This is a genomic window from Vibrio sp. 378 (genome assembly GCF_033339435.1).
This window is the reverse complement of record NZ_JAWOUO010000008.1, coordinates 206,088-230,948: the sequence shown is the minus strand read 5'-3', so window position 1 is coordinate 230,948 and position 24,861 is coordinate 206,088. Positions and strand designations below refer to the sequence as shown.

At 42.5% G+C, this 24,861-nt stretch carries 20 protein-coding genes and 1 tRNA gene; 6 read left to right on the top strand and 15 right to left on the bottom strand.

The annotated features are described in order from the left end of the window. From R7Q48_RS16570 to R7Q48_RS16560, 3 genes are all read right to left on the bottom strand, one after another. Positions 1-74 (bottom strand) — tRNA-Cys (locus tag R7Q48_RS16570). 204 nt (positions 75-278) lie between these two features. Continuing rightward, positions 279-1,733 (bottom strand): ATPase RavA stimulator ViaA, encoded by a 1,455-nt coding sequence (gene viaA, locus R7Q48_RS16565; protein ID WP_033907023.1) that lies wholly within the window; start codon positions 1,731-1,733, stop codon positions 279-281. A 9-nt stretch (positions 1,734-1,742) separates the two neighbouring features. Then, positions 1,743-3,404: an ATPase RavA domain-containing protein gene (locus R7Q48_RS16560; protein ID WP_054576741.1), complete on the bottom strand. Its 1,662-nt coding sequence runs from the start codon at positions 3,402-3,404 to the stop codon at positions 1,743-1,745. 269 nt (positions 3,405-3,673) lie between these two features. Here R7Q48_RS16560 and R7Q48_RS16555 point away from each other — a divergent pair, with 269 nt between their 5' ends. From R7Q48_RS16555 to R7Q48_RS16535, 5 genes are all read left to right on the top strand, one after another. Continuing rightward, positions 3,674-4,189, top strand: a complete 516-nt coding sequence (locus R7Q48_RS16555; RefSeq protein ID WP_256902674.1) for an NUDIX hydrolase — start codon at positions 3,674-3,676, stop codon at positions 4,187-4,189. A 22-nt stretch (positions 4,190-4,211) separates the two neighbouring features. Beyond that, on the top strand, positions 4,212-5,216 hold the full coding sequence (gene ltaE, locus R7Q48_RS16550) for a low-specificity L-threonine aldolase (RefSeq protein ID WP_042520986.1): 1,005 nt from the start codon (positions 4,212-4,214) through the stop codon (positions 5,214-5,216). Between the two features lie 78 nt (positions 5,217-5,294). Further along, positions 5,295-5,615 carry a c-type cytochrome gene (locus tag R7Q48_RS16545; RefSeq protein WP_256902673.1) on the top strand — a complete coding sequence of 107 codons (321 nt, stop codon included), beginning with the start codon at positions 5,295-5,297 and terminating at the stop codon, positions 5,613-5,615. A gap of 212 nt (positions 5,616-5,827) precedes the next feature. After that, the gene (yfcC, locus tag R7Q48_RS16540) at positions 5,828-7,360 is read left to right on the top strand and encodes a putative basic amino acid antiporter YfcC (RefSeq protein WP_256902672.1); all 1,533 of its coding nucleotides are present in this window, start codon (positions 5,828-5,830) and stop codon (positions 7,358-7,360) included. Positions 7,361-7,470: 110 nt separating this feature from the next. Continuing rightward, entirely contained in the window at positions 7,471-8,466 is a 996-nt protein-coding gene (locus R7Q48_RS16535; RefSeq protein ID WP_054574303.1) for a succinylglutamate desuccinylase/aspartoacylase family protein, read from the top strand. A gap of 207 nt (positions 8,467-8,673) precedes the next feature. On the opposite strand, the gene R7Q48_RS16530 is transcribed toward R7Q48_RS16535, so the two are convergent. Then, complete coding sequence (locus R7Q48_RS16530) at positions 8,674-9,207, bottom strand: lipocalin family protein (RefSeq protein WP_017820207.1); 534 nt, start codon at positions 9,205-9,207, stop codon at positions 8,674-8,676. A gap of 307 nt (positions 9,208-9,514) precedes the next feature. Between R7Q48_RS16530 and R7Q48_RS16525 the strand changes: the two genes are divergently transcribed. After that, a complete protein-coding gene (locus R7Q48_RS16525) occupies positions 9,515-9,895 on the top strand; it encodes a cystatin domain-containing protein (protein ID WP_256902671.1) in 381 nt (126 codons plus the stop codon). Positions 9,896-9,954: 59 nt separating this feature from the next. Here R7Q48_RS16525 and R7Q48_RS16520 read toward each other — a convergent pair whose 3' ends face one another. The 11 genes from R7Q48_RS16520 to R7Q48_RS16470 all read right to left on the bottom strand — a co-directional run bounded on the left by R7Q48_RS16520 (position 9,955) and on the right by R7Q48_RS16470 (position 24,855). Then, a complete protein-coding gene (locus R7Q48_RS16520; protein ID WP_256902670.1) occupies positions 9,955-13,011 on the bottom strand; it encodes an AAA family ATPase in 3,057 nt (1,018 codons plus the stop codon). A 9-nt stretch (positions 13,012-13,020) separates the two neighbouring features. Further along, a complete protein-coding gene (locus R7Q48_RS16515) occupies positions 13,021-14,154 on the bottom strand; it encodes an exonuclease SbcCD subunit D (RefSeq protein WP_256902669.1) in 1,134 nt (377 codons plus the stop codon). Positions 14,155-14,513: 359 nt separating this feature from the next. After that, a complete protein-coding gene (locus R7Q48_RS16510) occupies positions 14,514-15,353 on the bottom strand; it encodes an NAD/NADP transhydrogenase subunit beta (RefSeq protein ID WP_213903759.1) in 840 nt (279 codons plus the stop codon). Next, the gene (locus R7Q48_RS16505) at positions 15,354-15,644 is read right to left on the bottom strand and encodes a PAAR domain-containing protein (protein ID WP_005375969.1); all 291 of its coding nucleotides are present in this window, start codon (positions 15,642-15,644) and stop codon (positions 15,354-15,356) included. Between the two features lie 11 nt (positions 15,645-15,655). Next, positions 15,656-17,491: a type VI secretion system tip protein TssI/VgrG gene (gene tssI / locus R7Q48_RS16500; protein WP_256902668.1), complete on the bottom strand. Its 1,836-nt coding sequence runs from the start codon at positions 17,489-17,491 to the stop codon at positions 15,656-15,658. A 49-nt stretch (positions 17,492-17,540) separates the two neighbouring features. Further along, entirely contained in the window at positions 17,541-18,020 is a 480-nt protein-coding gene (locus R7Q48_RS16495; protein WP_005375967.1) for an Hcp family type VI secretion system effector, read from the bottom strand. 208 nt (positions 18,021-18,228) lie between these two features. Continuing rightward, complete coding sequence (gene tssH, locus R7Q48_RS16490) at positions 18,229-20,796, bottom strand: type VI secretion system ATPase TssH (protein ID WP_256902667.1); 2,568 nt, start codon at positions 20,794-20,796, stop codon at positions 18,229-18,231. A gap of 10 nt (positions 20,797-20,806) precedes the next feature. After that, positions 20,807-21,772, bottom strand: coding sequence for a type VI secretion system baseplate subunit TssG (tssG, locus tag R7Q48_RS16485; protein WP_256902666.1), 966 nt, complete (start codon positions 21,770-21,772; stop codon positions 20,807-20,809). Further along, the gene (gene tssF / locus R7Q48_RS16480; protein WP_203345463.1) at positions 21,769-23,592 is read right to left on the bottom strand and encodes a type VI secretion system baseplate subunit TssF; all 1,824 of its coding nucleotides are present in this window, start codon (positions 23,590-23,592) and stop codon (positions 21,769-21,771) included. Before tssF ends, tssG begins: the two co-directional genes overlap by 4 nt. After that, positions 23,589-24,053: a type VI secretion system baseplate subunit TssE gene (gene tssE / locus R7Q48_RS16475; protein ID WP_017635621.1), complete on the bottom strand. Its 465-nt coding sequence runs from the start codon at positions 24,051-24,053 to the stop codon at positions 23,589-23,591. The genes tssF and tssE overlap by 4 nt, the downstream gene beginning before the upstream one ends. 7 nt (positions 24,054-24,060) lie before the next feature. Continuing rightward, on the bottom strand, positions 24,061-24,855 hold the full coding sequence (locus tag R7Q48_RS16470) for a type VI secretion system accessory protein TagJ (protein ID WP_017635622.1): 795 nt from the start codon (positions 24,853-24,855) through the stop codon (positions 24,061-24,063). Positions 24,856-24,861: the final 6 nt, after the last annotated feature.

Sequence of the window (24,861 nt, the reverse complement as noted above, 5' to 3'; positions counted from 1 at the left end):
TGGAGGCGCCTCCCGGAGTCGAACCGAGGTCCACGGATTTGCAATCCGCTGCATAGCCACTCTGCCAAGGCGCCTTTTTATTACGCTTCAGGGCTCTACCCCGTTGCGTTGGTGGCTACTTTACGGATTGAGAGAAGATAGTCAAACAAAAACATTTCATTTTCTGTTCGTTTGATTTCTTTTAAGTCAATTCGACCAAAGTTCGATCTTATTGGCTTAAAACGAAGCAATATAAATCTCGCTTTCAGTTCGTTTTGTCCCATGAAACATTAAGGCGTTTAATAGTTGCTGACCCTTTTTAGCAATCTTCCCACAACATTAGGGTGATAAGACCAAGTGTGATCAAACATCGACATTAATGCAGGATTTCCGTATTTCGATAAGCTAATTGCGTGAAAACGGTTTTTCTTCGCTTTGAGCGCATCCACTTTGGCCAGTAACTCGTCTTGTTGTTTTGGCGCGATAAAGTCGGAAATGACTACCATGTCTGCGTTTTTGTATTTATCACCGCTCATCAAGTCGATAGATTTAATCAAAGTTGGCTCTAAGTCTGTACCACCATGGAAGCTATAAGTTAGAAAGTCCGCCGCCTCGCGCAGACCATCTTGTTTGGTTAGTTCGTAGGTAATGTGTTCCGTAGAAAAAATAATGACATAGCAATCACGTTGCTCCGCTAGTGCGATTTGCATCAGAGCATAAGCCATGGCTTTGGCGCATTGCTCAGGAAAGCCACTCATGGAACCGGACGCGTCCACACAAACAATGAAGGGGCCTTTTTCGATATCTACCGCTTTATGGTCAGGTCGGTGAGCTTTAACTTTACGTAACGTGCGCGATTTGCCTTGTGTACGATAGTTCATGAGCCGTTTATCAACTAAGTGTTTATAGAACACAACTTCAAGTTCAGGATACGCCAAAAACATCGTTTCGTTGGGAAGTAGCTTATTTAGATCATCGCTTTCGTGAATACCGACAATATCATCCGTCGCCTCATCACTTTTCTCTTCGACCAATTGAAGTTCTTCAGTGGGCGCACGATTTAGTTCAGGATCATTTACTTGCCCCGCCATACGACCGAGTTGCTCCGCAATTTCTTGCAAGCCTTGGTGCTTCTTCAGAAACTCAGCATGGCGTTTCATCACCGTTAAGTCTGTTTTACTCAACTTGGCAGATGCCATATCCCACAGGCGCCCTACACTTTCAGCATCACCCGACTCCGTGACTTTATCCATATTACGCATGGTTTCCATACGTTGATACAGGTCATTCAGCACCTTTTCTTTATTGGCTTCAAGCTCGCTTACTTGCGCTTGTTTTATTGCATCGGTGAGGCTTTGGTACCATTGGTCACAAAAGTAATGTGGGAACATAGGGTTATTCATCCCTTTGTTCTTTTCCATCATTCGGCGAGCTTGCATGTAAAACGCAGAGTGCCATTCCAGCTTTTTAATCACATCTTCGATGTTTTCAAAAAACGCCTCTTCATCCCAATGAATAACCTCTTGATATAAAGACAGCTCTTGTTGGAAACGCTCTGTTTCACATACCTTGGTGATCCGTTTTTTAACGCTGCCTCGCCACTTTAACAAGTGACCTTTGACCGAAGATTTAACACCTCGGTTTTCTGCCATCATCATGACTTGTGAACGAGCCATCAAATCATTAACTGCGCTATCGATGATGCCGGAGTCGGCCACCATCAGCGCGAGGTTAAGTCCGTCTGCACCTAGCATGTCGTCTCCTTATGAGAAAAACTGATTTAAGTTTTTAAAGCGTTGGATAACTTTTTCACTTTCTGCTTGGATTGATTCAAGTCTCTGACTGACCTGTTGCAGACTCGACTCCATTAGGCGGGGTAATTCAGGATCAACAAAGCTATGCGGAAGCGCATCATGAAAGTTCGCTTTCACCTTACGCATATGGTGTTCTGCCTCACTAAGCTGATTTACGGCTTTTTCGCTCTGCGTTAACCACTTTTGGTAAAGCTCTACATCCAAGCCCTCTTGAGTCACTAGGCTAACCAGAATGCCTCGGTTCGCGATATCACGGATAACTAGGTTATTCGCCGCGTCAACGTCAAATCGTAAACGGCACATGTTGGTGTTTTGATTGACGTAACCATACACATCACCGCTTCCCTCTTTAATGACTCGATCTAACTCATCTTTGGGTACATAAACCCAGCGGCTATCACCTTTTTCTGATTCTGAAACCGACATGTTGCTTTGCAAGACCACCAATTTAACTAAGTTAACGGCTGCGCCAACTTTGTACATCTTGGCTTTAGAGGTATCAAAGCGCATGGTTTCTTTGCGCAAAATACCCGTTGCCGCTTCAGACGTTAACGTCATGCGGTAGGCATCTTCAAGTTCATGTTGAACATCAACCAAAGACTCACGGCAGTACTCGATTTCCTGCTCCGCGTCTTGTTGATCAAATGCATGTTTTAAGGCGAACTCTTGAACCACTTCACGTACCACATCTCGCGATTCAGGACTGTTCCATAAACAATCTTGCAGCAGTAGAAGGTCAAGCGGATTGATTTCATCGCGACCATTAAAAAACGCGCTCGCTTTTAACAACTTCACGGCTTTCTTCCAGCGGCGGTCAGAGACATACATGTCGGTATTGGCCACATCACCAAACTGAGCTTCAACTTTGCTTTCTAACATCGTTTTAAGCTGGAAAAGCTTTTCGAATGCATTATCGGTTAGCGTCAATTTGTCGAGCTGTTGTTGCCATTGATGATATTCTTCATCAGTTATCGCTAGGCCTTCTGGTACTTGTGCCTCTTGCGATGTGCCCACAGTCAACATCGACTTAAAGTTTTGTTTATTCTGAATTCGATTCACAAACACACGCACCAACATGCGGTCGTAGAGGGCATCCAATCCACTATCTTCATCGGGTAATTCATTGGAAGCCGATACCAACAGGCGCATTGGCACACGCTCGATATCGCTGCCATTTTTGAATGTTTTCTCATTAACCACTGTCAGCAATGTGTTAAGAATTGCAGGCCCCGCCTTCCAGATTTCATCCAAAAATACGACTTGTGCAGTTGGCAAATACCCTTTAGTTAAGCGAACATAACGGCCGTTGTCTTTTAGCTCTTGGATACTCAGTGGCCCAAACACCTCTTCAGGGGTTGAGAAGCGCGTCATCAGGTATTCGAAGTAACTGCTGTTATCGAACGCTTGGATGAGTCGTTTGGCAATTAAGCTTTTTGCAATACCAGGGGGGCCTAAAAGAAAAACACTTTCACCAGCAAGTGCAGCAAGAAGGCAGAGCTTGATCGTATGTTCACGCTCATAAACGCCATCCGTTAACGCTTTCGCCAATTTATTGATGCGTTCTGAGAGAAGCGCTTTTTCGGCATTTGAGGCAAATAAGGTTTGTGTCATACGTTCTCCGGCTACTGAAGTGGTATTGCGTTAACATTTTTATACACTTGTTATAACTTTGTTACAAATGTATTTTGTCGAATTCCCCTTATAGCAGATGCTTTTCCCCTTCTTGACGAAGCAATCAAAGTTTCCATTTATGAGACATTGCTCACTTAAAGTGCAAACGCTTTCGTCGTGTTGCAGTATTTTTTGCTTTTGTTTCCCACCATTTGTGGTTAATGTCGAAAAACGTCAAAAATGCGGTAACAGCTAGGGTTCATAACTGCATGAGCAAGATAATTCATAAATGGAAGCAAATTTCTCTGATTGAAGAAGACGTTGTGCTTCCTACAGGACAGGCAATTACGCACACCACAATCCATCATCCGGGTGCTGCGGTGATTCTCCCTATTACAGCGGAGGGTCACATTGTCCTTGTCCACCAATTTCGGCCTTCACTTAATAAATGGCTATTGGAACTTCCTGCTGGTACCAGAGAAGGCAACGAAGAGCTACTCTGCTGCGCCAAAAGAGAGTTAGAGGAAGAAACTGGGTTTAGTGCAGAGAAATTCACGTCTCTCGGCCAAGTCACCCCTCTTGCCGGATTTTGTGATGAGATACAGTATCTATTTGTTGCCGAAAAGCTCAACAAAACAAACCGTTACGAGTGCGATGAAGACGAAGTGATTGAGGTCGTCACCTTGTCAATCAAGCAACTCGAGGAAAAGATTGTCGATGGCTCGATCACCGATGCCAAAACGATCGCTTGCTTAAGCAAAGCGCGCCTTTGCGGATATATTTAGGACTTTGACCAAGGAGACATTCATGGATTTTCGATCAGATACCGTTACACAGCCCACCCAAGCCATGCGAGAAGCCATGTTTAAGGCCCCCGTTGGGGATGATGTTTATGGTGATGACCCTACGGTCAATGAGCTTGAAAAATTTGCTGCGCAGCTTGCTGGTTTCGAAGCAGCTTTGTTTACCACTTCAGGCACTCAAGCCAATCTGCTCGGTTTAATGGCGCATTGCGAGCGGGGAGATGAATATCTATGTGGGCAACAAGCACATAACTACAAATACGAAGCTGGTGGCGCGGCGGTTTTGGGATCAATTCAACCTCAACCAGTCGAAAATAACCCAGATGGCACGCTACCATTTGATAAACTGGCTGCTGCGATTAAACCAGATGATTGTCACTTTGCTCGCACTAAGCTTCTCAGCTTAGAAAACACAATCAATGGTAAAGTACTACCTCTGTCTTACTTAGCAGAAGCACGTGACTTCGTGAATAAACATAACTTGCAGATGCATCTAGATGGCGCTCGCGTTTTTAACGCAGCCGTTGCACTTGATGTTCCGGTAAAAGAGATCGGTCAGTACTTTGATTCAATGACGATCTGTCTGTCGAAAGGTCTGGCTGCCCCTGTTGGCTCGCTACTGCTTGGTAGCAAAGACTACATCGCAAAAGCACGTCGCTTAAGAAAGATGGTCGGCGGTGGTATGCGTCAAGCGGGTATTCTTGCCGCAGCAGGCAAACTTGCCCTTACCGAACAAGTGGAACAGCTAAAACAAGATCACATCAACGCAAAAACCTTAGCGGAAGGTTTAGCAGAACTGCCTGGTTTTTCAGTCAACCCTGAATTTGTTCAAACGAACATCGTGTTCGCGAAGCTTGCTCCTCAAGTGGACATAGTAAGTATCGCTGCGAAACTAAAGGAACAAAACATCACGATAACCCCTGGAAATCCAATTCGTTTTGTAACTCATAAAGATATTTCAGCGAAAGACATCGACACTTTCTTATCAAGTATAAAATCTCTACTTTAATTTGATTTTGATCATTGAGCTTCCCCTAAGGGGAAGCTTTATTGTATCGGCATGATTTTTAGCGAATAGATAACCTCCATGCTCAGATTTGTACTTCTAATCTCTTTTATTTTCTCTTCCGCTATCCATGCCGAGCCGTTTGGTGATGCTGATAAAGGTAAAATCAAATCACCTAGCTGTGTCTATTGTCACGGTGTTACAGGCATCGCAACGAACAACACCTATCCAAGCCTTGCTGGTCAAAATGCTCAGTACCTTTACAATGCAATGAAATCTTATCAAGTCGGTGAGCGTAAAGGGCCACTTGCAGAAATGATGGCAGCACAGTTAAAAATGTTAAATGATGAAGACCTTCGTGATGTCGCTGCTTTTTATGCAGAACAGACAGAAATCAAGTGATTAGATCACCTGTAGATGTACTATGAAAGCTCGTGAATCATCCAAACTCAACGCATATTGAAACATTAACCTAACATTTGACCACAAAACAATCAAATTAACTTCACTTCAAATATTTGATGAATTTATAGTTCAACATAAGCATTAATATTGACTTTTTATTCTATTTTATCGATATTTCATGCTTTATTGAATTTGACGTGAAGTAAGTTATGTCTCACACACATGCGCAACCAGCAGACTCGGTTGCTACCCCTAAGTCGTGGCAGATGCCAGATACCCTCATTTTGATCTTCATTGTTGGTATTCTTGCTGCGATTCTTACCTACTTAATTCCTGCTGGTCATTTTGATAGCCAACAGGTGACCTACATGGTCGACGGTGCAGAAAAAACTCGCACAGTTATCGATCCTTCTTCTTTCTCTTATGCAACCGACGAAAACGGTGAATTGGTTTACAACAAAGTTGGCCTGTTTGCTTCTGGTGGTGGCATTGGTTTGATGAACTTCCCTTTCGAAGGGCTAGTTTCTGGCTCTAAATGGGGCAGCGCAATCGGCGTGATTATGTTCATGTTGGTTATCGGCGGTGCTTTCGGCGTTGTAATGCGCACAGGCACAATCGATAACGGTATCCTGCGCCTTATCGATAAGACCAAAGGTAACGAAGCGCTATTCATTCCAGTGCTATTTTTGCTGTTCTCGCTAGGCGGTGCGGTATTTGGTATGGGTGAGGAAGCCGTAGCGTTTGCGATTATTATCGCGCCGCTTATGGTTCGCCTTGGTTATGATGGTATCACTACGGTAATGGTTACCTATGTTGCGACTCAAATTGGCTTCGCTACTTCTTGGATGAACCCTTTTTCCGTAGCTATTGCGCAAGGCATTGCTGGTGTACCTGTTTTATCCGGCATGACAGTGCGCATGGGGTTATGGGCTGGCTTTACGTTAATCGGTATCGCTTTCACAATGATCTACGCCGCTCGTGTGAAGTCAAATCCTAAACTTTCTTACAGCCATCGCACAGACCAGTATTTCCGTCAGCAAGATCTTGGCAATCAAGATTCTCGTTGGAACCTAGGTGACACACTCGTTATCCTTACGGTTATTGCGACCACGGTGTGGGTCGTTTGGGGCGTAGTCGCTAACGCATGGTACATCCCAGAAATCGCGTCTCAATTTTTCACTATGGGCTTTGTTGTCGCGATCATCGGTACGATTTTTCGCCTGAACGGTATGACGCTAAACTGCGCAGCTGATGCATTTAAAGAAGGTGCAGCTATTATGCTTGCACCTGCCCTATTAGTGGGCTGTGCAAAAGGTGTATTGTTGATCCTTGGTGGTGGTACAACTGATGAAGCGAGTGTACTGAATTCAATTCTAAACAGTGCTGGCGGCGTGATCAGTGGGCTTCCTGACGTGGCTGCGGCATGGTTAATGTATGTATTCCAATCTATCTTCAACTTCTTCGTCACTTCGGGCTCTGGACAAGCGGCACTAACGATGCCTCTACTGGCCCCTCTGGCAGACATTGCAGGAGTTACGCGCCAAGTGGCTGTTTTGTCATTCCAACTAGGCGATGGCTTTACTAACGTTATCGTCCCTACTTCGGCATCTCTCATGGCAACGCTTGGTGTCTGCCGTATCGACTGGGGTGACTGGGCAAAATTCTGCTGGCGATTTATTCTATTACTCTTTACCCTATCAAGTATCGTCGTTATCGCAGCTCATATTATGGGTTTTGCGTAAAACGAAACCAATTGGTAATTAAGGCGAGACATGTTCTCGCCTTATTAACATTCATGGTATGACGACGCTAAGGTTTTAGATTAGCTTATGGTTTTGGAGTGGTAACTTTAATGGCAACACAATTTCTCGATGACGTGATTCAGGGTCATCAAGTGATTCAATCTCTCAATGTAGCAGACCTAAATTCGGGCGAGCATAAGTTTTGGTTTCGCATCGCAACGAATGCTCTCTCTCAGTGGCAACACCTACCTGTGCTAGTGTTCAAAGGTGAAAAACCTGGCAAGAAGATCATGATTACCGCAGGGGTTCATGGTGATGAGTACAATGGTGTGTTAGCAGCGCAGAAAACTGCTCGAGAGCTCATCGGCACTGAAGTCGCTGGTACTGTCACTATTGTTCCAACCATTAACATGCCAGGTATGCTAAACCACAGCCGCGATTTCTATTCCGCAGACCCTGATGCGTCTCCTGCAAACTTAAACCGCTTTTTTCCTGGTGACCAAAACGGCAATGAGGCCCAACGTTACTTATATGCATTGTGGAATGATTTGCTCAAGCCAAATGCTGATTTAGCCATTGACCTTCACACTCAAACCAGTGGTGCGGCCTATCCACTTTACGTGTTTGCAGATTTCCGAATCGAGCAATCATTAGAAATGGCTCGCCTCATTAATCCTGATGCGATTTTAAATGATCCTGGAGATGCTGGCGTCCTTGAAACGGTCTGGAATAACCATGGTGTCCCAAGCATTACTGTTGAAGTAGGTATGGGGCGATACACCGAGCAAGAACTTATCAGTCGAACTGTAACAGGCATTTTTAATGTGCTGAAAAAGCATAACATTGTTGAAGGTGATATGGACCCTATTACGTCATGCTTGGAAGGAAACGAAATCGTCAGTGTGAAAGCGACACACGGCGGCTTTGTACTGCCTCATGTCAGTTTGATGAATTTTGTCGAGCAAGGCCAACTTCTTGCGATTCAATACGACAGCTTTGGCGCTGAGATTAAACGCTACACCGCCCCAACAAGCGGCACAGTACTTAGCCACAATGTTGAATCTATTCGAGCACCAGGTTCCCTGATCGTTCGTTTGATTAAGTAAACCATAACCGTTTGTTGATAGATCAACCTTTCGACGCTCACTCAAATTTATATAAGCCCCATCACGAGTAATCACAAATGATGGGGCTATATCCATTTTGACCACATTAAGTTACGCGGTAACAAATTACTGTTAAGCGAAATGACAAACTGAGCTCTTAATTAGGAAGCTTCCCCTCTGTCCGCTTTTTCAGCCACGCTGATGAACTTAAAGCTGTCTTTGTTTCTCTTGTTCAACAAAAATGAGCTCGTCTATAGCGAAACCTTTCTCTTTAGCTACGTACTTAAAGCGCTCCACTACTTTCTCATCAACGTTAGGCGTTCTAGACAGTAGCCACAAATAGTCGTGGTTGTAACCGGAAACAAACGCATAGTCATAGTTTTCACCTAGCTCAAAAACAATGTAAGAAGAGTATATTGGCCCAAAAAAGGAAACCTTTAAGTGTCCAACCGTTTTATCTTCAACAAAATAAGCTTTGCCTTCAGCTTCTGACCACTGTCGCTCTTCTTCGGAATATCCACGGTTTATCACCTTAACCCCACCATCCTCGCGAACCTGATACTCAGCGGTAACGTTGGATAAGCCTCGCTCAAATGAATGGTCTAGGCGTGCAATTTCGTACCACTTACCTAGATATGGCTCTAAATCGAAATTATTGACGGGTTCCACCCCATCCGGCTTCGAAGTACAACCAAATAAAGTTGCAAGTGACAAAAGTAAAAATATTTTTATCGATTTCATACAACACCTAAATTTTAATTAGTGATTGATTTTACTCTAGAAGATAACAAATCGATCACTAAGCCGCACCATCGCCCTCATAGGTACACATCACAATTCTTCATCATCAATAGCGCGCTGAACACCGAAACCTCGTCATCTCAGCAAATCGATAACAAGATTGCTCTATTTTTGACTTACAAGCTGACCATGCTTGTACATTTTGTCAGCATTTAACCCTATGCATATAGAAACTTTGCACAACATAGACATTCGTAGGCATATCACCCTCCTATAATACGTTGCGTTATAGACAGAGGTTATTGTTATGAAATTAAAAACAGTGTCAGTTTGTGCACTTTTGGTGTTACTTGCAGGTTGTCAGCAGGAAAAGCCGAGCGAAACGACACAATTAACGACCTCGGCAGATGTATGTAATGCACAAGGAAACATGCCAGGTGGGTGGAATGAGTTTAACGCGACCCCTGATGCACAAAAGGCAATGGCCTTTGTTTTAAAGAAAATGGACACAATAGCGTCGTTTAAACAAATACTGAATGTTCACGCGCAAATCGTTAGCGGCGTCAACTATGCTATTGAGTTTGAATTGGATGATGGCTCTGTTTGGCACACGATTGTTTATCGCAACCTCGATGGCGAATATGCGATTACCCAATCGCCAAAAGAAGGCCACTTTTGCGAACAGTAGCGACTTAGTCAGAAAGCCCCTAACAATAGGGGCTTTTTGATCTAACAGTAATCACTGAATTAGACAGCGAAGCGACATTGAGATTTAATCGACACCGTTGAACCAAGTCTTGATGGTTCAACATCAATCCTCTGCGCCATTTGCTCTTTCAGCTCAGAAACGTGAGAAATAACACCGATCATGCGCCCAGTCTGTTGCAAGTCCACTAGCGTTTGAATAGCAAGATCTAAAGACTCTGGGTCTAAACTACCGAAGCCCTCATCAATAAATAAAGTGTCTAAACGGATACCGCCACTATAGGATTGCACAACATCCGACAAACCAAGTGCCAGAGCAAGCGCTGCCATAAATGATTCACCGCCGGAAAGTGTCGCAACATCACGCGTTTTTCCTGTGTAGCCATCTTCAACCATTAAATCTAAGCCGCGACCCGCTGCGCCTTTGAAGCCCTCTGTTTTTCGAGCAAGAATATAGCGCCCTTTACTCATAAGGCTTAAGCGTTGAGAGGCCTGAATCAGCACATCATCCAACAGTACACCAAGAACAAAGCGATGTAGGCTAACCCTGCTGCCTGTTTTACCGCTAGCAACGTCGTACAACGTACCAAAGACTTTGTATTCTTCTTCTAACTTACTATTTTTCTCATGCAACACGGCAATATCTTTACGAACCTTTTCAAGACGTTCAAATATTGAGCGTGTGGTATCAAGTTGATTCCTTACTTCAATATATTGCGCCTGCAGAGTGGTTAACCTGTCGTTAAACGACTCCAAATTAGGCCTTTCAAGATCTTTCAATGCATGATTTAAATCATGTAGTGTTTGCTCAAGCTTGGTTTGTGCCTGTTTGAAACTGTCTATTTCTTGCTGCCAGGCTTGAAGTTCATCATCTCCCACTCGACTACTTAGATAATGGCTTTCATCCTCAAATTTACTCGCCTGTAGTGCCTCATTCCACGCTAATTCTGCTTGGCTAAGTTTTTGCTCTGACTCAGATAACCACTGCTTGTTCGTCGCTAAGTGACTTTCCGCATTTGATTTCTCCAATATCGCTTGCTGCAAAGCGGTTTGCGCCTTTTCTAAGCCTGTGTTCAAACTCAGAATTTGCTCTTTTGTCAGCAAAATTTCACGTTCAAGCAAGTCAGCGGAACTGTATTTTGGGTCAATAGAAGCTTGTAATTGAGCCAATTGTTCTTGGTTCGCTTTAACGGTTGATTCATTTGCCGCCATTTGATTCTGCAGCTCATGAATTTTATTTTCACCCACGACGCAGCGTTGATTAAGCTGTTCAACGTTCCTTTCTAGCTTTTCAATATCAATAGCTTGTAGACGTAGGAGTTGAGCATTAAGCGCTTGCAAATCATTTTGAACCGTCGAGATCTCAGATGTAGCATACTCACCCAACTCCTCTTTCAACTGGTTACACTGATTCTGATACTGACTAATGACAACGTTATGTTGTTCTAGCTGATTGCTTAGTTGGTTCAACAAGGTTTGAGCTTCTCGCTCTTTCGCTCTAGCCGCCTGAACTTGCTCTTTTGTAACGGCTTCTTCAACAAACGTTGCGGGGTTAGGATGCGTTTCGCTACCACACACCGGGCATGCTTCACCTGCTTTTAGTCGCTGCGCTAATACTGCCGCTTGAGCGTTGTGCCACTTAAGCTCTATCGTATCAGCGGCTTGTTGACGCTGCATATAGCGCTGACTGGCTTCGTGTAGTGACTGCTGCTTGCCTACAGTTAGCGCATTGAGTTTAGAGAGCTCTAAAGTAAGATCATGCAGCTTTTGTAGATCCTGTAACAGCCGTTGTTTTTGTTTTATTTCCGCATCGATGCTGCCAATAAGCGCAACATCAACTCGTGCTTTCTCTAGCTCCCTCTGTCCCTGCTGGGCCTGTAACGTTAACTTATCTTTTAGTTCTATGTACTGTTTTAACGTTGCTTCAAATTGTTGTTTTTGTTGATAACCCGCCGTTATTTTACTTTCCAAATTGTCTTTCTCGACCAACTTGTTTTTCATACTTTCAAGCTGATACTGCAGTTGCGTTAACTGCGGGACCTTTGCCGCGGCCTCTTTTGCACTTTGCTGCAAGTTTTCTTGTTCTCTCGCAACGACATGAGCTTTTTCGAGACTCTCTTTCAAAGCTACGATTTTTTGCCTAAGCTCTTGCGTTTGAGCTTTTGCATTTTGTAATGAGATGTAGGGCAACTCTATCTTATTGGCATTTTTAGCGTTTTCTAATTTCTGTTGACGAGCTTTTATCGAATCTGAGTGTTCTAGATGCAGCTTGAGTGCGCTTTCTGCTTGCTCTCGTTTCGAAAACTCTCCATTCAAGGTTTCCGCTTTTTGCAATTCAGATTTAGCAGTATTGAGCTTATCTAACGCTGCTTGCTCATTCTTTTTATCAGACTCTAATTTCTTAGTTACTTGTTCCAGTTGTTGTAATAGTTCTTGTTCAGAACTCGCTTCTGCAACTTGTAAAGCACCTCGAATTTGATTATCAAATTCGCCTTTCGCTTTACTAATTGCACTCGCTTTATCTTTGAGCGCGTACTCAATTTTTTTATATATGTCAGTTTGAAAGAGCTGGCCAAAAATTTCTTCACGCTCTTTAGAGCTAGCAAGCAACAGTTCTCGGAATTTTCCTTGAGGCAACACCATAACTTGACGAAATTGAGTTTCATTCAAGCCAATAATATTGCTAACTTCAGTTTTAACCTGAGTCGTCTTGCTGGTGATAAGCGTTTCAGTCTCACCGAGTTCATAAAGAGCCGCAGTGTGCTTTTTAATCGTCATCCCTTCACCACGGGCCTTGGGCGCTTCCTGCTCAGGGGATCGAACAACTCGGTATTGTTTGCCGTGTAACGAAAATTCGAGAACTACTTCGGTTGGTAAATCTTGCGCGGATAAGTCACACCGCATCTGAATACCTTGTCGCTCATTACCTGTGGTTTCACCATAAAGGGCGAAGCAAATGGCATCTAAGATCGACGTTTTACCGGAACCTGTAGGACCATTAATCAAAAATAGAGGGTTACTGCCAAGCTTCTCAAAATGAATGATTTCAGTTTTTGCAAACGGACCAAAGGCTTGCATGGTTAGTTTAATTGGTTTCATCTTTGGTCCCTATTGCTGTGATAATTGCTTAATAATGTCAGTAACAGCTTGCTCTTGCTCTTTAGACAACTGGCTATCTTGCGCCTCAATAAAAAAATCTCGGAACATATCAATTTCGCTTCGCGCCAACTTTGCTTGCGCCATTTCCTGCTCTACCCCAATTAACATGCCAGGTTTCTCAAGGTGTAAAACGTTTGGATACACTGAACGAAGTTTTTCCATTGGGTTTAAAATCGCATGTTTATCCATCAAACGAACTAACAAATAATCTTCATTCTTGGGGTCTGTTTTCCCTTGCTCAATAACTTTATCCAGCTCGCCCTCTACAATACGCATTTCATGAGGAGCCGTAAGATCAATATGCTTTGCAGAAACGAATCCTTTCTTGTCCAGTTCAACTAACGTGAAACCTTTTCTCTGGTTCTGTTCACCAAAGCTATACTTCATGAGAGAGCCAGAGTAACGGATATGCTCTGCGCCTTTCTTTTGAGGCTGATGCAAATGACCAAGTGCGACGTAGTCAAAATCTAAGAAGTGTTCATGACTCACGCGTTCAGAACCACCAATAGATAATGGTCGTTCAGAGTCTGACTCGATGGCCCCATCAACAAAACAGTGACTCACGAGCACGCGCTTTTGCTTAGAGATAAAGCGCTCTTTAATTTGCTCAACAAGCAATTGATGAGCCTCATCATGAGTGGATACCGAGGCTTTGTAGGCAAACCTGACCTGTTCAGGGTCGTTATAAGGCATACCATAAAACGCGACCTCGTCCGCAGAGTCCGTTTTTATGATGATGGGAGTGAGCATATCTTCAAAGTTGCTAACAATATGGAGACCTGCATTTTTCATTTGCTCTGAGCCGAAACCTAGCCTTTCTGCACCATCATGGTTGCCAGATATCAATATCATTGGTGTTTCTAACTCGGTACAAATGCGTTTCACGACTCGATCTAACAGTTCTATTGCAACCGTTGGTGGCACCGAACGGTCATAGATATCTCCCGCCACAACAACTGCATCGACGGGGTTGTGTTCAATATAGTTAATCAGTTGTTCGAGTACTGCTTGTTGATCTTCGAGTAGTGACACGTTGTGGAATTGTCGACCAAGATGCCAATCTGAGGTGTGGATAAACTTCATTCGAATTCACTTTCCGCCAATTCTATGAGCAGGCTTGCTTCTGTCAGAGTTCATGTACCGTTTATAAACAGAAATGCGTCACGGGTGGGATCTCGAACAAGCCAAAAACTCAAGTTATTTTATATCGGTAAGGATATCTTGAGTCGAACAGCTTTTCATGTGGTTTGTGTTCTATGGCTGGCTATTTAATCAGAAAGCGAGAAGAACACTGTAAAAACGCGGTGAGCAAAGCTATTTTGAAAAGCAAGCTGCGCCTAGTCATTGTCCAAACATCATTAAAGGGCCAATTTCGAGTCAATCCCCCATAACATTTGCATCACTAAAACCTCAGCTACTAGAAGGAAAAGCAATAGCCAGACCTATTCACTACGCCAATTGTATATTACTCCTACCGCATAGCCATCTGGCTCGATGTCGGCTTGCAACACGTGAAAGTCTGGGCAGGGGCTGCTTCTTTGAAGCTCATCAATCACTAACGCTTTTAAAACGCCGCCACATGCACCCAATCCGCCAAGTTTGATATCAACAAATTGATACTGAGTTTGATCGGTCACCCACGGAGACAAGAATTGCATTGAGTTTAACCATTGCGGTTCTTTCTTATTAACGGATAAATACAATTGACTGAGTGGATGTTCACAACTTACTCCTAATTGCTTAAACACCTTGTCCACGGCGATGCGTTGTTGTTTGGCATCTAAATCAATTCGAACAACATCAGGCACAAGACCTGAATGTCGAAAAAAACACTTGGTTAAAATGATTGAGCTTTGAGGTTTGACATGCCCTTCTACATCACTCGTAACCTCTATAGCCAGTATCCAAGTCGCTTGCGTTTCATTAACTTCACGATTTATCCGATTTAGTGCCATCAAAAATGCAGCTTGGCCATAAGGATAAAAGTAAATTTCAGTATTGACAGTTTGGTCAACGAAAATAGAAAGCTCGCTTATCAATGCTTTAAGCAAGCTTTTGTCTACCGAAGATGGTAAAAAAACACAGAGATTCCCTTTGATATCAGCTTGCTCAAGACTCTCGCGCTCAGAGCGCACGAGGCTTAATATATGCTCATCTATTGATTGAGCAAAGTCAGGGGGTCGGATTTCCTCGGACAATCTAAAAGAATCATCAGCTATCTCGCGAACGGTGTGTGAACGGCCATTAAAGGATAGAAGATGCGTTTGAAATGCGAGTGGCATCTAGCCTCCGATTAAAACCGTAGGCATACCAGATAGAATTTTGCCACCATGAGACGTTGAATCGCCGACTCTCGCGGCTGGTTTACCGTTGATTGTTACGCTAGAAGAACCTGCTGAGATACTATCCGGAGGACCGATACAAATAAGCTTGTCGCCTTGTCTTGCCGCAGGTATCCCGCCAATCGTTACGTTTGGTGAACCAACAACGACGGGACCACCGACATGCGGTATCTTTCCTGTTTTTTTAGGGCAAAGATGAAAGCTGCCCAAAATTGCGGCTGGTTTACCCACTTTAAATCACCTTAGTTCAATGAAATTTTCCCAGCTTTAAGAGCAATAGCTGAGCCGTTAATGGATATTTTATTACCTTTGATATTGATTTCTCCAGAGCTAGACATCTGAATAGAAGCACCACCTACTTTGATCTCGACGCTCTTTCCTGCATTAAAAGACAGTACTTCACCCGTTTCATTCGAAAAGTTTTTACCTACTTTCAAGCTCGCGTTCTGACCAACCTCTTGATTAACATCATTGGTCACTTTTTCGGTTTTACTGTTTTCAACGGCGATATCAACACAGTCTTCAACTAGCATTTGGAACAGTTTTTCAGCATGAAGATAAATGTGCTCTTCACCAGGCTTATCATCGAAGCGCAACTCATTAAAATTGGATGTACCTTTTTGTACAGAGCGTGATTTATAACCACTCTGAGAACTTTGCTCTGGTAAAGCGTAAGGAGGGAGTTGACTACCGTTATATAGTGACCCCGTAACGATTGGTTGATCAGGGTCTCCGTTAACAAACTCGACGATGACCTCTTGTCCGACTCTAGGGTGAAACACCGACCCCCATCCGTTACCTGCGATATTTTGCGCAACACGAATCCAACATGAACTATTTACATCGTATTTACCAACACGGTCCCAGTGAAACTGAACTTTGATACGGCCATGTTTGTCTATGTAAATTTCACCATCTTTGTTCCCCGTAACTATTGCAGTTTGCAAACCTTTCATCTGAGGTTTCGGATAGTTAACTGAAGGACGAAGGATTGTCTTTGAGTCAACACAACTAAACGAGACTTTAACACCTTGCGCACCGGTGCCACCTTGACCAGTCTGGTTATAAACAGCAGCTGACAAAAAAACAGAAGACAGTACATATTCCTTGCCGACTCGAGATTTATCTTCATGCTTTTTAAACTTGAAGCACTTACCTACGCTGAATGTTCTGCACGTAGCCTCGCCACGACACAAATATGCATTTTGCTGTAGTGCTTCTATTGCATGCGTGTTTCTCAGTGCGTATTGATCATTGCTCTCCATTTCACCCATGTATTCAAAATACTCGCTTCCAGGTACTGTAAAAAAATCACTTTCACCCTTTGCAGTATTTTTAGGATTCGAAGAAGGCTTGAGCATGTTATAGCCTGACTTTTGACTCGCTTTAGTAGTCAGAATTTGCGTTTCATGCCAAGAAGAAATGTGGCTAGATTTCGCCGTACCTGTATCAAAATCGACTAAAAACTCAGTACCCGGCTTATAAAAACTGATGTCATCAAAAATATTGAGCGTATGGGCAGACTTAGTATGTGTAAAACAAAATGATAGCCCCTCCTCCGATAACAGACGTCGAACAAATTCAAGATCTGATTCTTCATATTGTACTTTGTATGTGTATTTAGGATAGGACTTGGTTAACTCAAAACTAAAGGCAACACTATGCTCCGATAGTACTTCAGAGATAATTTCCTTTATATCTTTATGCTGAAATATTCTACAATTTTTTCGATATTCAGCGAAACGTAATTTAGGCTCTATTAATAATTCTATGTTTTTATAATTTTCGCCTTTATGTGTATTAGAAACCCTTTTCCCTTCTAATCTTGCAGCAGAAACATAACCATGCATATAACGAGGATTTGAAGAAACATCCTCATTATTTTCAAGGGTAATGGTAACTTCCTTACCAATAATTTCGTTTAACTCACTTCGTTGATCATTAAAGTAAGCTTTAGCACGCAATGAAAAAAGTTCTGAGATCTCTTCTCTATACTCAAACGAGTTTAGTATGATGGCATCTTTACCGAATGGGGAACAAATTCGGATGAAATTGTTATCTTGAGTTGCTCTTTTCATTAAATACTTCTTTCAAAAAAATGCGGAGGAATACTCCCCCGCATGAAAATTACATTTGTTGACCTTTAACACCGCTGTAGCCGTATACCAATGGAGCAGAAGTGTTGTTCTTATCGTCAGTAGGAGTCACTGTCATCATCATTTCTGTGTAAGAAATTGTGATAGTTTCAACTGGACGATCGTCTTGGATAGAAACTGAGTAGTTAGAAATCATCGCATCAGTCAGTTCGATCTTCATGATCTCTTCAACCTTCTCACCCTGCTTAGTAATATGGAAAACCGCTGGTTTACCTTTACCAATCGTCGCTTCTTTAAATAAGTCAGGAGAAGAACGGTCTTGAAGTTTAGTGATAGTCAAATCATATAGACGAGTAGCGCTCGCTTCACGGTCCATCGCTGTACCAGTGTATGATGAGATCTCACGACCTACACTCCAATCTACAGATAGTAGTGTAATCAAATCTTTGTATTGCTCGGCTGTTGCCTCACCCTTAATATCTGCGTATTTAAGATACGTATTAGACTGCATGCTAATCTCCTATAGCATTATTAATTGACATATATCGTAATAATTTAATTATCTGACGTTTGGTGATAATTAGTGATTAATGTATCAAAAACTTCATTTTAAATACGCCCTGTTATATCTTTAAATAAGATTTAATTTAAGCGTTTTTTATAAAAAATAATAGTTAATATGAACCAACTCCCAATTATTATTGAGAGTGTAAAGGATGTTAAACTATTGAGACATCAAGTCCACTAGTTGTACCTTTAACAATAATTTCATCAAACGTCTTATCATTAAGAATTGCATGCAATATTTCATGAGAAATCTTCGGAAGCAATGTATTTTCTATGGTTGTTTGTACCACACGCGCACCACTCCCAGACTCATTGCTATTGTCTACAATATCATTAATTAGTTCCTCATCAAAAAACAGGTCAGCGTTATAGTGCTTACGAATACGAGTCGTAATTTTATCCAACTTTAATTTTGTTATTTCTATCAATACTTTTCTTGATAGAGGCAAATAAGGTAATACATTCACACGCCCTAAAAATGCTGGTTTAAAGTCAACCAACAAATCATCGCGTAAAGCATCTTTTAGTGCTGACGGCTCAGGCGCTAAATCAGGATCAGAATACAAAGACATCGTCGTTTCGGTCCCTGTGTTCGCGGTCATAATAATAATAGTGTTTTTAAAGTCTATATCTCGACCTTCACCGTCTTTAATTGAGCCTTTATCAAATACCTGATAAAAAATATCTTGAACACCAGAGTGCGCTTTTTCCATTTCATCGAGGAGAATTACACTATAAGGTTTACGTCTAACAGCTTCAGTCAGTACACCTCCTTCTCCATAACCGACATAACCAGGAGGAGAACCTAATAGCAATGAGACTTTATGCTCTTCCTTAAATTCCGACATATTGATAGTCGTGACATTTTCTTCACTACCATACACTTTCTCTGCAATCGCCAAAGCCGATTCGGTTTTACCCACTCCGCTTGGTCCGGTTAGGAGAAATACACCATTTGGTCGTGTCTCATCCGTGAGCTGCGCACTCGCGGTTTTTATCACTTCAGACATGAGCTCTAAAGCGTGATCCTGCCCGACAACTCGCTTGCACAAACTTTCTTTCAAACCCAATACTGCTTGGATTTCATCATCCTGAAGTTTACCCAGCGGTATACCGGTCCAATCCGAAATAACTTCTGCGATTAGCGCTTCATTTACATGCGAAAAAACTAAGGGCTGTGAGTTAGCGGAGAGGTTATTTTCAAGCTCTTGTAACTTGTCTCTCGCAGTCTCAGAACCCTCCTGGATTATTTGGGTTCTAAGTGACTTAGCTTCACTTACCCATTCTTTTTCTTTTTCCCAAAGTCCTTCTAATTCAATAATGTCATTAGATAGCGCATCAATCTCTTTTCGGACACTTTGCAGCTGCACATCAAGAGATGCTCCTAGCCGATTCTCTTGGCTAAGATGCTCATACTCAGCTTGCTTTGCTTTAAGTTTATTTCTTTTCGCATCTAGGCCTCCCGGTGTAGATGACTGACTTAACGCAACTCGTGAGCAGGCCGTATCCAAAACAGAAACCGCTTTATCTGGCAGTTGACGACCATTAATGTATCGAGCTGAGAGTTGGACCGCTGCATTGAGAGCTTGGTTAGTGATATGAACATCGTGGTGTTGTGCCATTACATCAAGTAAGCCTCGTAACATTTCGATCGCGAGTTCAGGGGCAGGCTCATCAACCTTTACGACTTGAAAACGCCTAGTTAAAGCTGCATCTTTTTCAAAATACTTTTTATACTCTGCCCACGTTGTTGCTGCGATCGTTCTGAGTTCACCTCTCGCTAATGCTGGCTTCAGAATATTCGCCGCATCACCTTGGCCCGCTTGCCCACCACCGCCAATTAGGCCATGAGCTTCATCAATGAACAATATAATAGGCTGTGGAGCGTCGTTTACTTCCTTAACAAGGTTCTTAAGCCTGTTTTCAAACTCACCTTTCATGCCTGCGCCGGCTTGCAGTAACGCCAAATCCAGAGACTTAATTGCCACATTTTGCAGAGCGGGAGGTACATCGCCATCAATGATCTTTTGCGCCAAACCTTCAACAACGGCTGTTTTTCCAACACCAGCTTCTCCCGTAAGAATCGGGTTGTTTTGTCGGCGTCTTAATAAAATATCGATCATTAGGCGAATTTCATTATCTCTACCTATCACCGGATCTATTTTACCTTCCCTAGCTTGCTCAGTAAGGTCTGTTGTAAATTGATTTAAGGCGGAATTCGCGTTTGACTGCGCTAAGTCATTCGATCTTGATTGAGGCGCATTACTTTCTTTAAAGTTCAATAAGCGAGATGGTTCTATCTTGTTTAGTTCAGGACTAATCGAACCAGCCATGTTGACTAACGTATCATCAGACAAGTAGGCAAATAAAAGATGGATGCACCCCAACTGTTCTTGATTGAATTCAATGGTTGCAGACAACAAGGCATTTTGCATAACAGTCACCGTATGAGCTGATAGCCCAGGCACCGACTGGCATCCTGTTTTGTATTTTTCTAATGCCTTTTGAATATCGGTTTCAACCTTGATTTTATCGACATCAAATTCGTCAAAAACTTCAGAGTAAATATCGTCAGGATGGCGGATAATCATCATTAACCAGTGAGACATTTCAATACTGTGATGAGTTCGGGAGCTTGCCATCGCAGCTGCCTGTTCAAGTGTTTCCTTAGCCTGAGGAGACAATCTTTCGACCAACGCTGAAAGTGAGAGTGAAGCCATTACATTTCCTTTAAATAGTAATTGTTATAGTTCGATCTTTTGTACGTTCGTGTTTTTTAAGCACAGAACCAATACCTAACTGCCCCTGCTGTTTCGATAAACAAGCTTGTGGTAGCAAACTATGTTTGGTGGTGAGCTGCCACTTCAGTTGTTTATGTTTTCCAATCAACTCATAAGCAGCGTTCTTAATGATTGCTATATTGGGTTGGTTAGGAAGCAATTTACTAACTAGCTGTTTATCTTTTGGCAGAAATTCTATTGTTGTCCCCGCGTTGATGTTCCATGCTTTCGAACCCAAAGACGCTCCTAAACCAAGTTGAGCAAACTGCCCTTCAGGCATAGTTCGGGATGCAAGGCGTGTTTGCTCTTCTTTCGTAAGGTGTAACCATTGTCCTTGAAATTCATGAACTTTTACTTGGCATCCAGATAAACATTCAAGAATACTTTTTAGTCCACCTTTACTTCTCACTGGTGAAGCAAACACACCACCATAGTGCCGGGACAGTGAACTCGCTTTCCCAGTTAATGCCGATTTACAGCTTTCTAACGGCGAACGCGCGCCCTGCGCATGCGCACGAGACTGAACAGTCAGCTGACTCAGTTGCCAACATCGATAATAAAGAGATAACAAGCGATGATTGAAAATATCGTAGAAGTCCACCATAGCCGTATCGCCTTCTTTTTGGCGATGTAAAGCTAATTCACTATAGTGCTGGGGAAGCACACCTTGCTCACCCGTTAGGCCTATTAAATTGGTCTCAATCTCTAACTTGCTGTCATCTATATTTTTCAGTTCACAAAGCTGAGCATTTTCAAAACCTAATGATGGATTAACCTTTAAGTTTAGCTTTTCATGCTTCGGTAACGCATCTGTTCCTATTTGCGCCTCTGCTTGCAGAACTTCGTGTTCAATAAGATGAATCGCTTCAAACAATGGATGTTGCTTTAATTCTCGATAAAATTGTTCCGCGCTCATAGCAACACCTTATCGCCAGTTAATGCGGGCCATAGGTGGAAAGACTTTCCCGTGGACTTAAGTCTTATTTCTAACTGCGTAAAAATGTTAATTTCAGCATATTGCGAGAAGTAAACAGATAAAACACTACCTAAGAGAAAGATCTGCTCTTTAGGTAAAATTTGATCAGAAACCGTCAAAATAATTTTTATACCGTGCGCAAATCCAACTTTGCCTTTCTGACTAATTCTTCCTGTAGTAGGCTCAAACTCTAACTTAGTTAAAGCATCGATTACCGCTTTCGTTTCTGCTGTCCCAGAAAATGCATAGAGATTAAGGGTCTGCTTCAAAGTTGCTAAACCATCTTCCTCGGTAAAATGGTTTAAAGTTAAAAGCTTAGTTAACTGCCATCGTGTGCTTTCATCCATTTCTGGCCGAATAGTTTCTGATAAAGAAACTAAACAACGAACAGATTCGAAATTGTCATTTACCTCCGGTAAAGATACTTGCGGCAGCCCACCTCCAAATGGAAGTTTCTGCGCTAAGTTGCGGTTACAGCACTCAGCTTCCACGTACATTAACCAGTTTTCCCGGCTATCCGGGCTGAATAATTGATGTTTTTTATCAACAAAAGAAATGTAAGTTTCTCTACCTGGCTCATCATACCCACCAGCCCAGTTCTTATCCTCACGTCTCATCAACCAATAAATCTCACTAGTGTTTGTATAATGCGTGTGCTCACCAGCGTGATAACATGGCAAATTGTGGTACGTTTTGTTCCAGTTTCTCAACGTTACGTCAGAAATTGAGACAACCTCATTACTTTCAGATTCTTGGTATTGCGGAGACAAGTGGTAATCGTATTCAGTTGGTAGAATACGCTTAGGCTCCATAATACTTTTAAATAAGTTGATTACAGGCACACAACCTACCATTAAGCTTTCTTCGTCCACTTGCTTTGGAAGCCAGTCATCGTTGGTATCAAAGTAAAAATACAGTTCGACTTGCTCTCCAAGATCTAGCTCAAATAATCCAAGTTCGGTGATATCAAAGAACATAAACTTCTCAGGAAAGTGCAAATACTCAACAAGTAATCTTGCTCCTGAAAAGCTTCTTTTACTGTATGGCACAACTTTCTCATCTTCTGAAAATCCCACTTCAGAAAGATGTCTTTTGGTTAAAGGACGAACTTCTTTGCCATCCACAACAACAGATAAACCAATTAGGTTTTGAAACAGCATTTGGTAGAGCTTAAAAGTCAATTGAGATTGACCGTTTAAATAGAAGCGCAGCCGTTCTATCCCCATTTCACCAAGAGGAGTCTCTTCATCTTGAGCCGTGAGCTGTACTTTCAAAACTGAATGAGCATTGCTTTCCCATCGGGAGCCAACTGGCTTGAAAGGCGCATTTTTAAAAACGCCAGAGGTCACATCAACAGGATACATTCTGACCGGATAACAAGTTCTAAACTCGCACTCATGATATCCAGGAGCACCGATAACAACTCGCTCTCCTTCTTCTACATCAAAATAAGAGGAAGTGGAGTTAGAACAGCTCATTTTAATGACTGACATTGACGGGATTGGGGCGTGAAAATCCGGATATAACTGTCCCATCAAAGACTCTGTAAACTGAGGGTAACTATTGTCTAAGCTTTGTCTAATCCTTGCTGTTAGAAATGCGCAGCCTTCTAACAATCTTTCTACGTGTGGATCGTCAACCTGTTCCTCACTAATACGAAGTCTCGCAGCAATCTTAGGATACTGCTCCCCAAACTCTTGCCCTTTATGACGCAAATAAGCTAACTCGCGATTATAGTACTTGAGAAACTCTTCACTCATTTTGCTCTACTCAGTTTCATACCTAAATTTACCGGCTCTACTTCAGAATTGAATCGCACTTCATGAATACTGTTATCAATTAAGCAAGTGGCATTTATCTGTAACCTCAATACCCTATCAATAGCGTTTTTCTCGTCCGAAATCTGGACATGAGGGTTCCTTAACCTCGGCTCAAACTCTTTAATTGCATCATGAACAATGTCGCAAAGCTGATTCTGCCCTTCTTGGCTGCTATAAGGCATTGAGGAAAAATCTGGCAGCCCATAATTCAATATTGAATAACGAACCTCTAGAAGATCATCAGGAATGTTTTTCCATCCAATACGACTATTCAGCATCGACTCTAGATCTCTAAGTAAGCTGCTCAACATTTGTTGCTGGCTTGCAGGGAAGTCTTTCTCATCTCGAGTGAGAGGATCACTATCTATCAATTTGTCGAGCAGAGAAACGGTTAACGACATGATATTTCTACGCTATTTGTTTCTGTTCTAATAATGTAGTCAAATCACAGATTGGAAGCGCTGAGTCACCGACTAACCAACATTTTTGACCCAAGCCAACAAAAGATTCTTGCTCACCAATCTGCTTCCAATCCGTTTCTCGACCTAACTTTTGCGCATCGGTCTCTGAGTCAACATATGTCAACGGCATATGGCCTTCGCCTTCACCAAGTCCATCGATATCAAACTCGACAGGTCGCCAAATACTCTCTAACAAAGAAGTAGGTGCTTTAACTTCTAGCGTATGGATGCTCGATATGGGTACAAGAAAATAGTTACCTGCTGTAGAAAACAGTTCAATGTAACCACCTAAACGATCATCAATATCTCTAGCATCTTCGTAGTTTGTGCCGTTTACGTTAAACCCTTTAATAGTACGATGCTCTTCAATGCGATGCGATAGACGTGACGCTTCTTCGTACTCTTGATTTCCGAGAGCAAGATTAAATCGAACAAGCTCTTTAGTTAATTCCTCATCACCTAATACTTTGGCACTAGCCGCACCATTGATAAAATCCTTTCTAGCTTGAGCTGCTTTCACTAAATGTCGTAGCTGACTTGCACCAGGCAGATACTCAGGAAACAATTTAATCGATTGCATGAGCTGAGCGTCCGCACGCTCGAAGTCCCCATCAATGCAAAGAAGCTCAATGAAGGAACTTCTCAAGCTCGCATCTTTAGGGGTTGCTTTAATTTCATCAATTAATTGCTCTAGAGCGTGTTGCAATAGGCCTTGGGACAAAGCATTTTTCCATTGAGTCATTGTTAT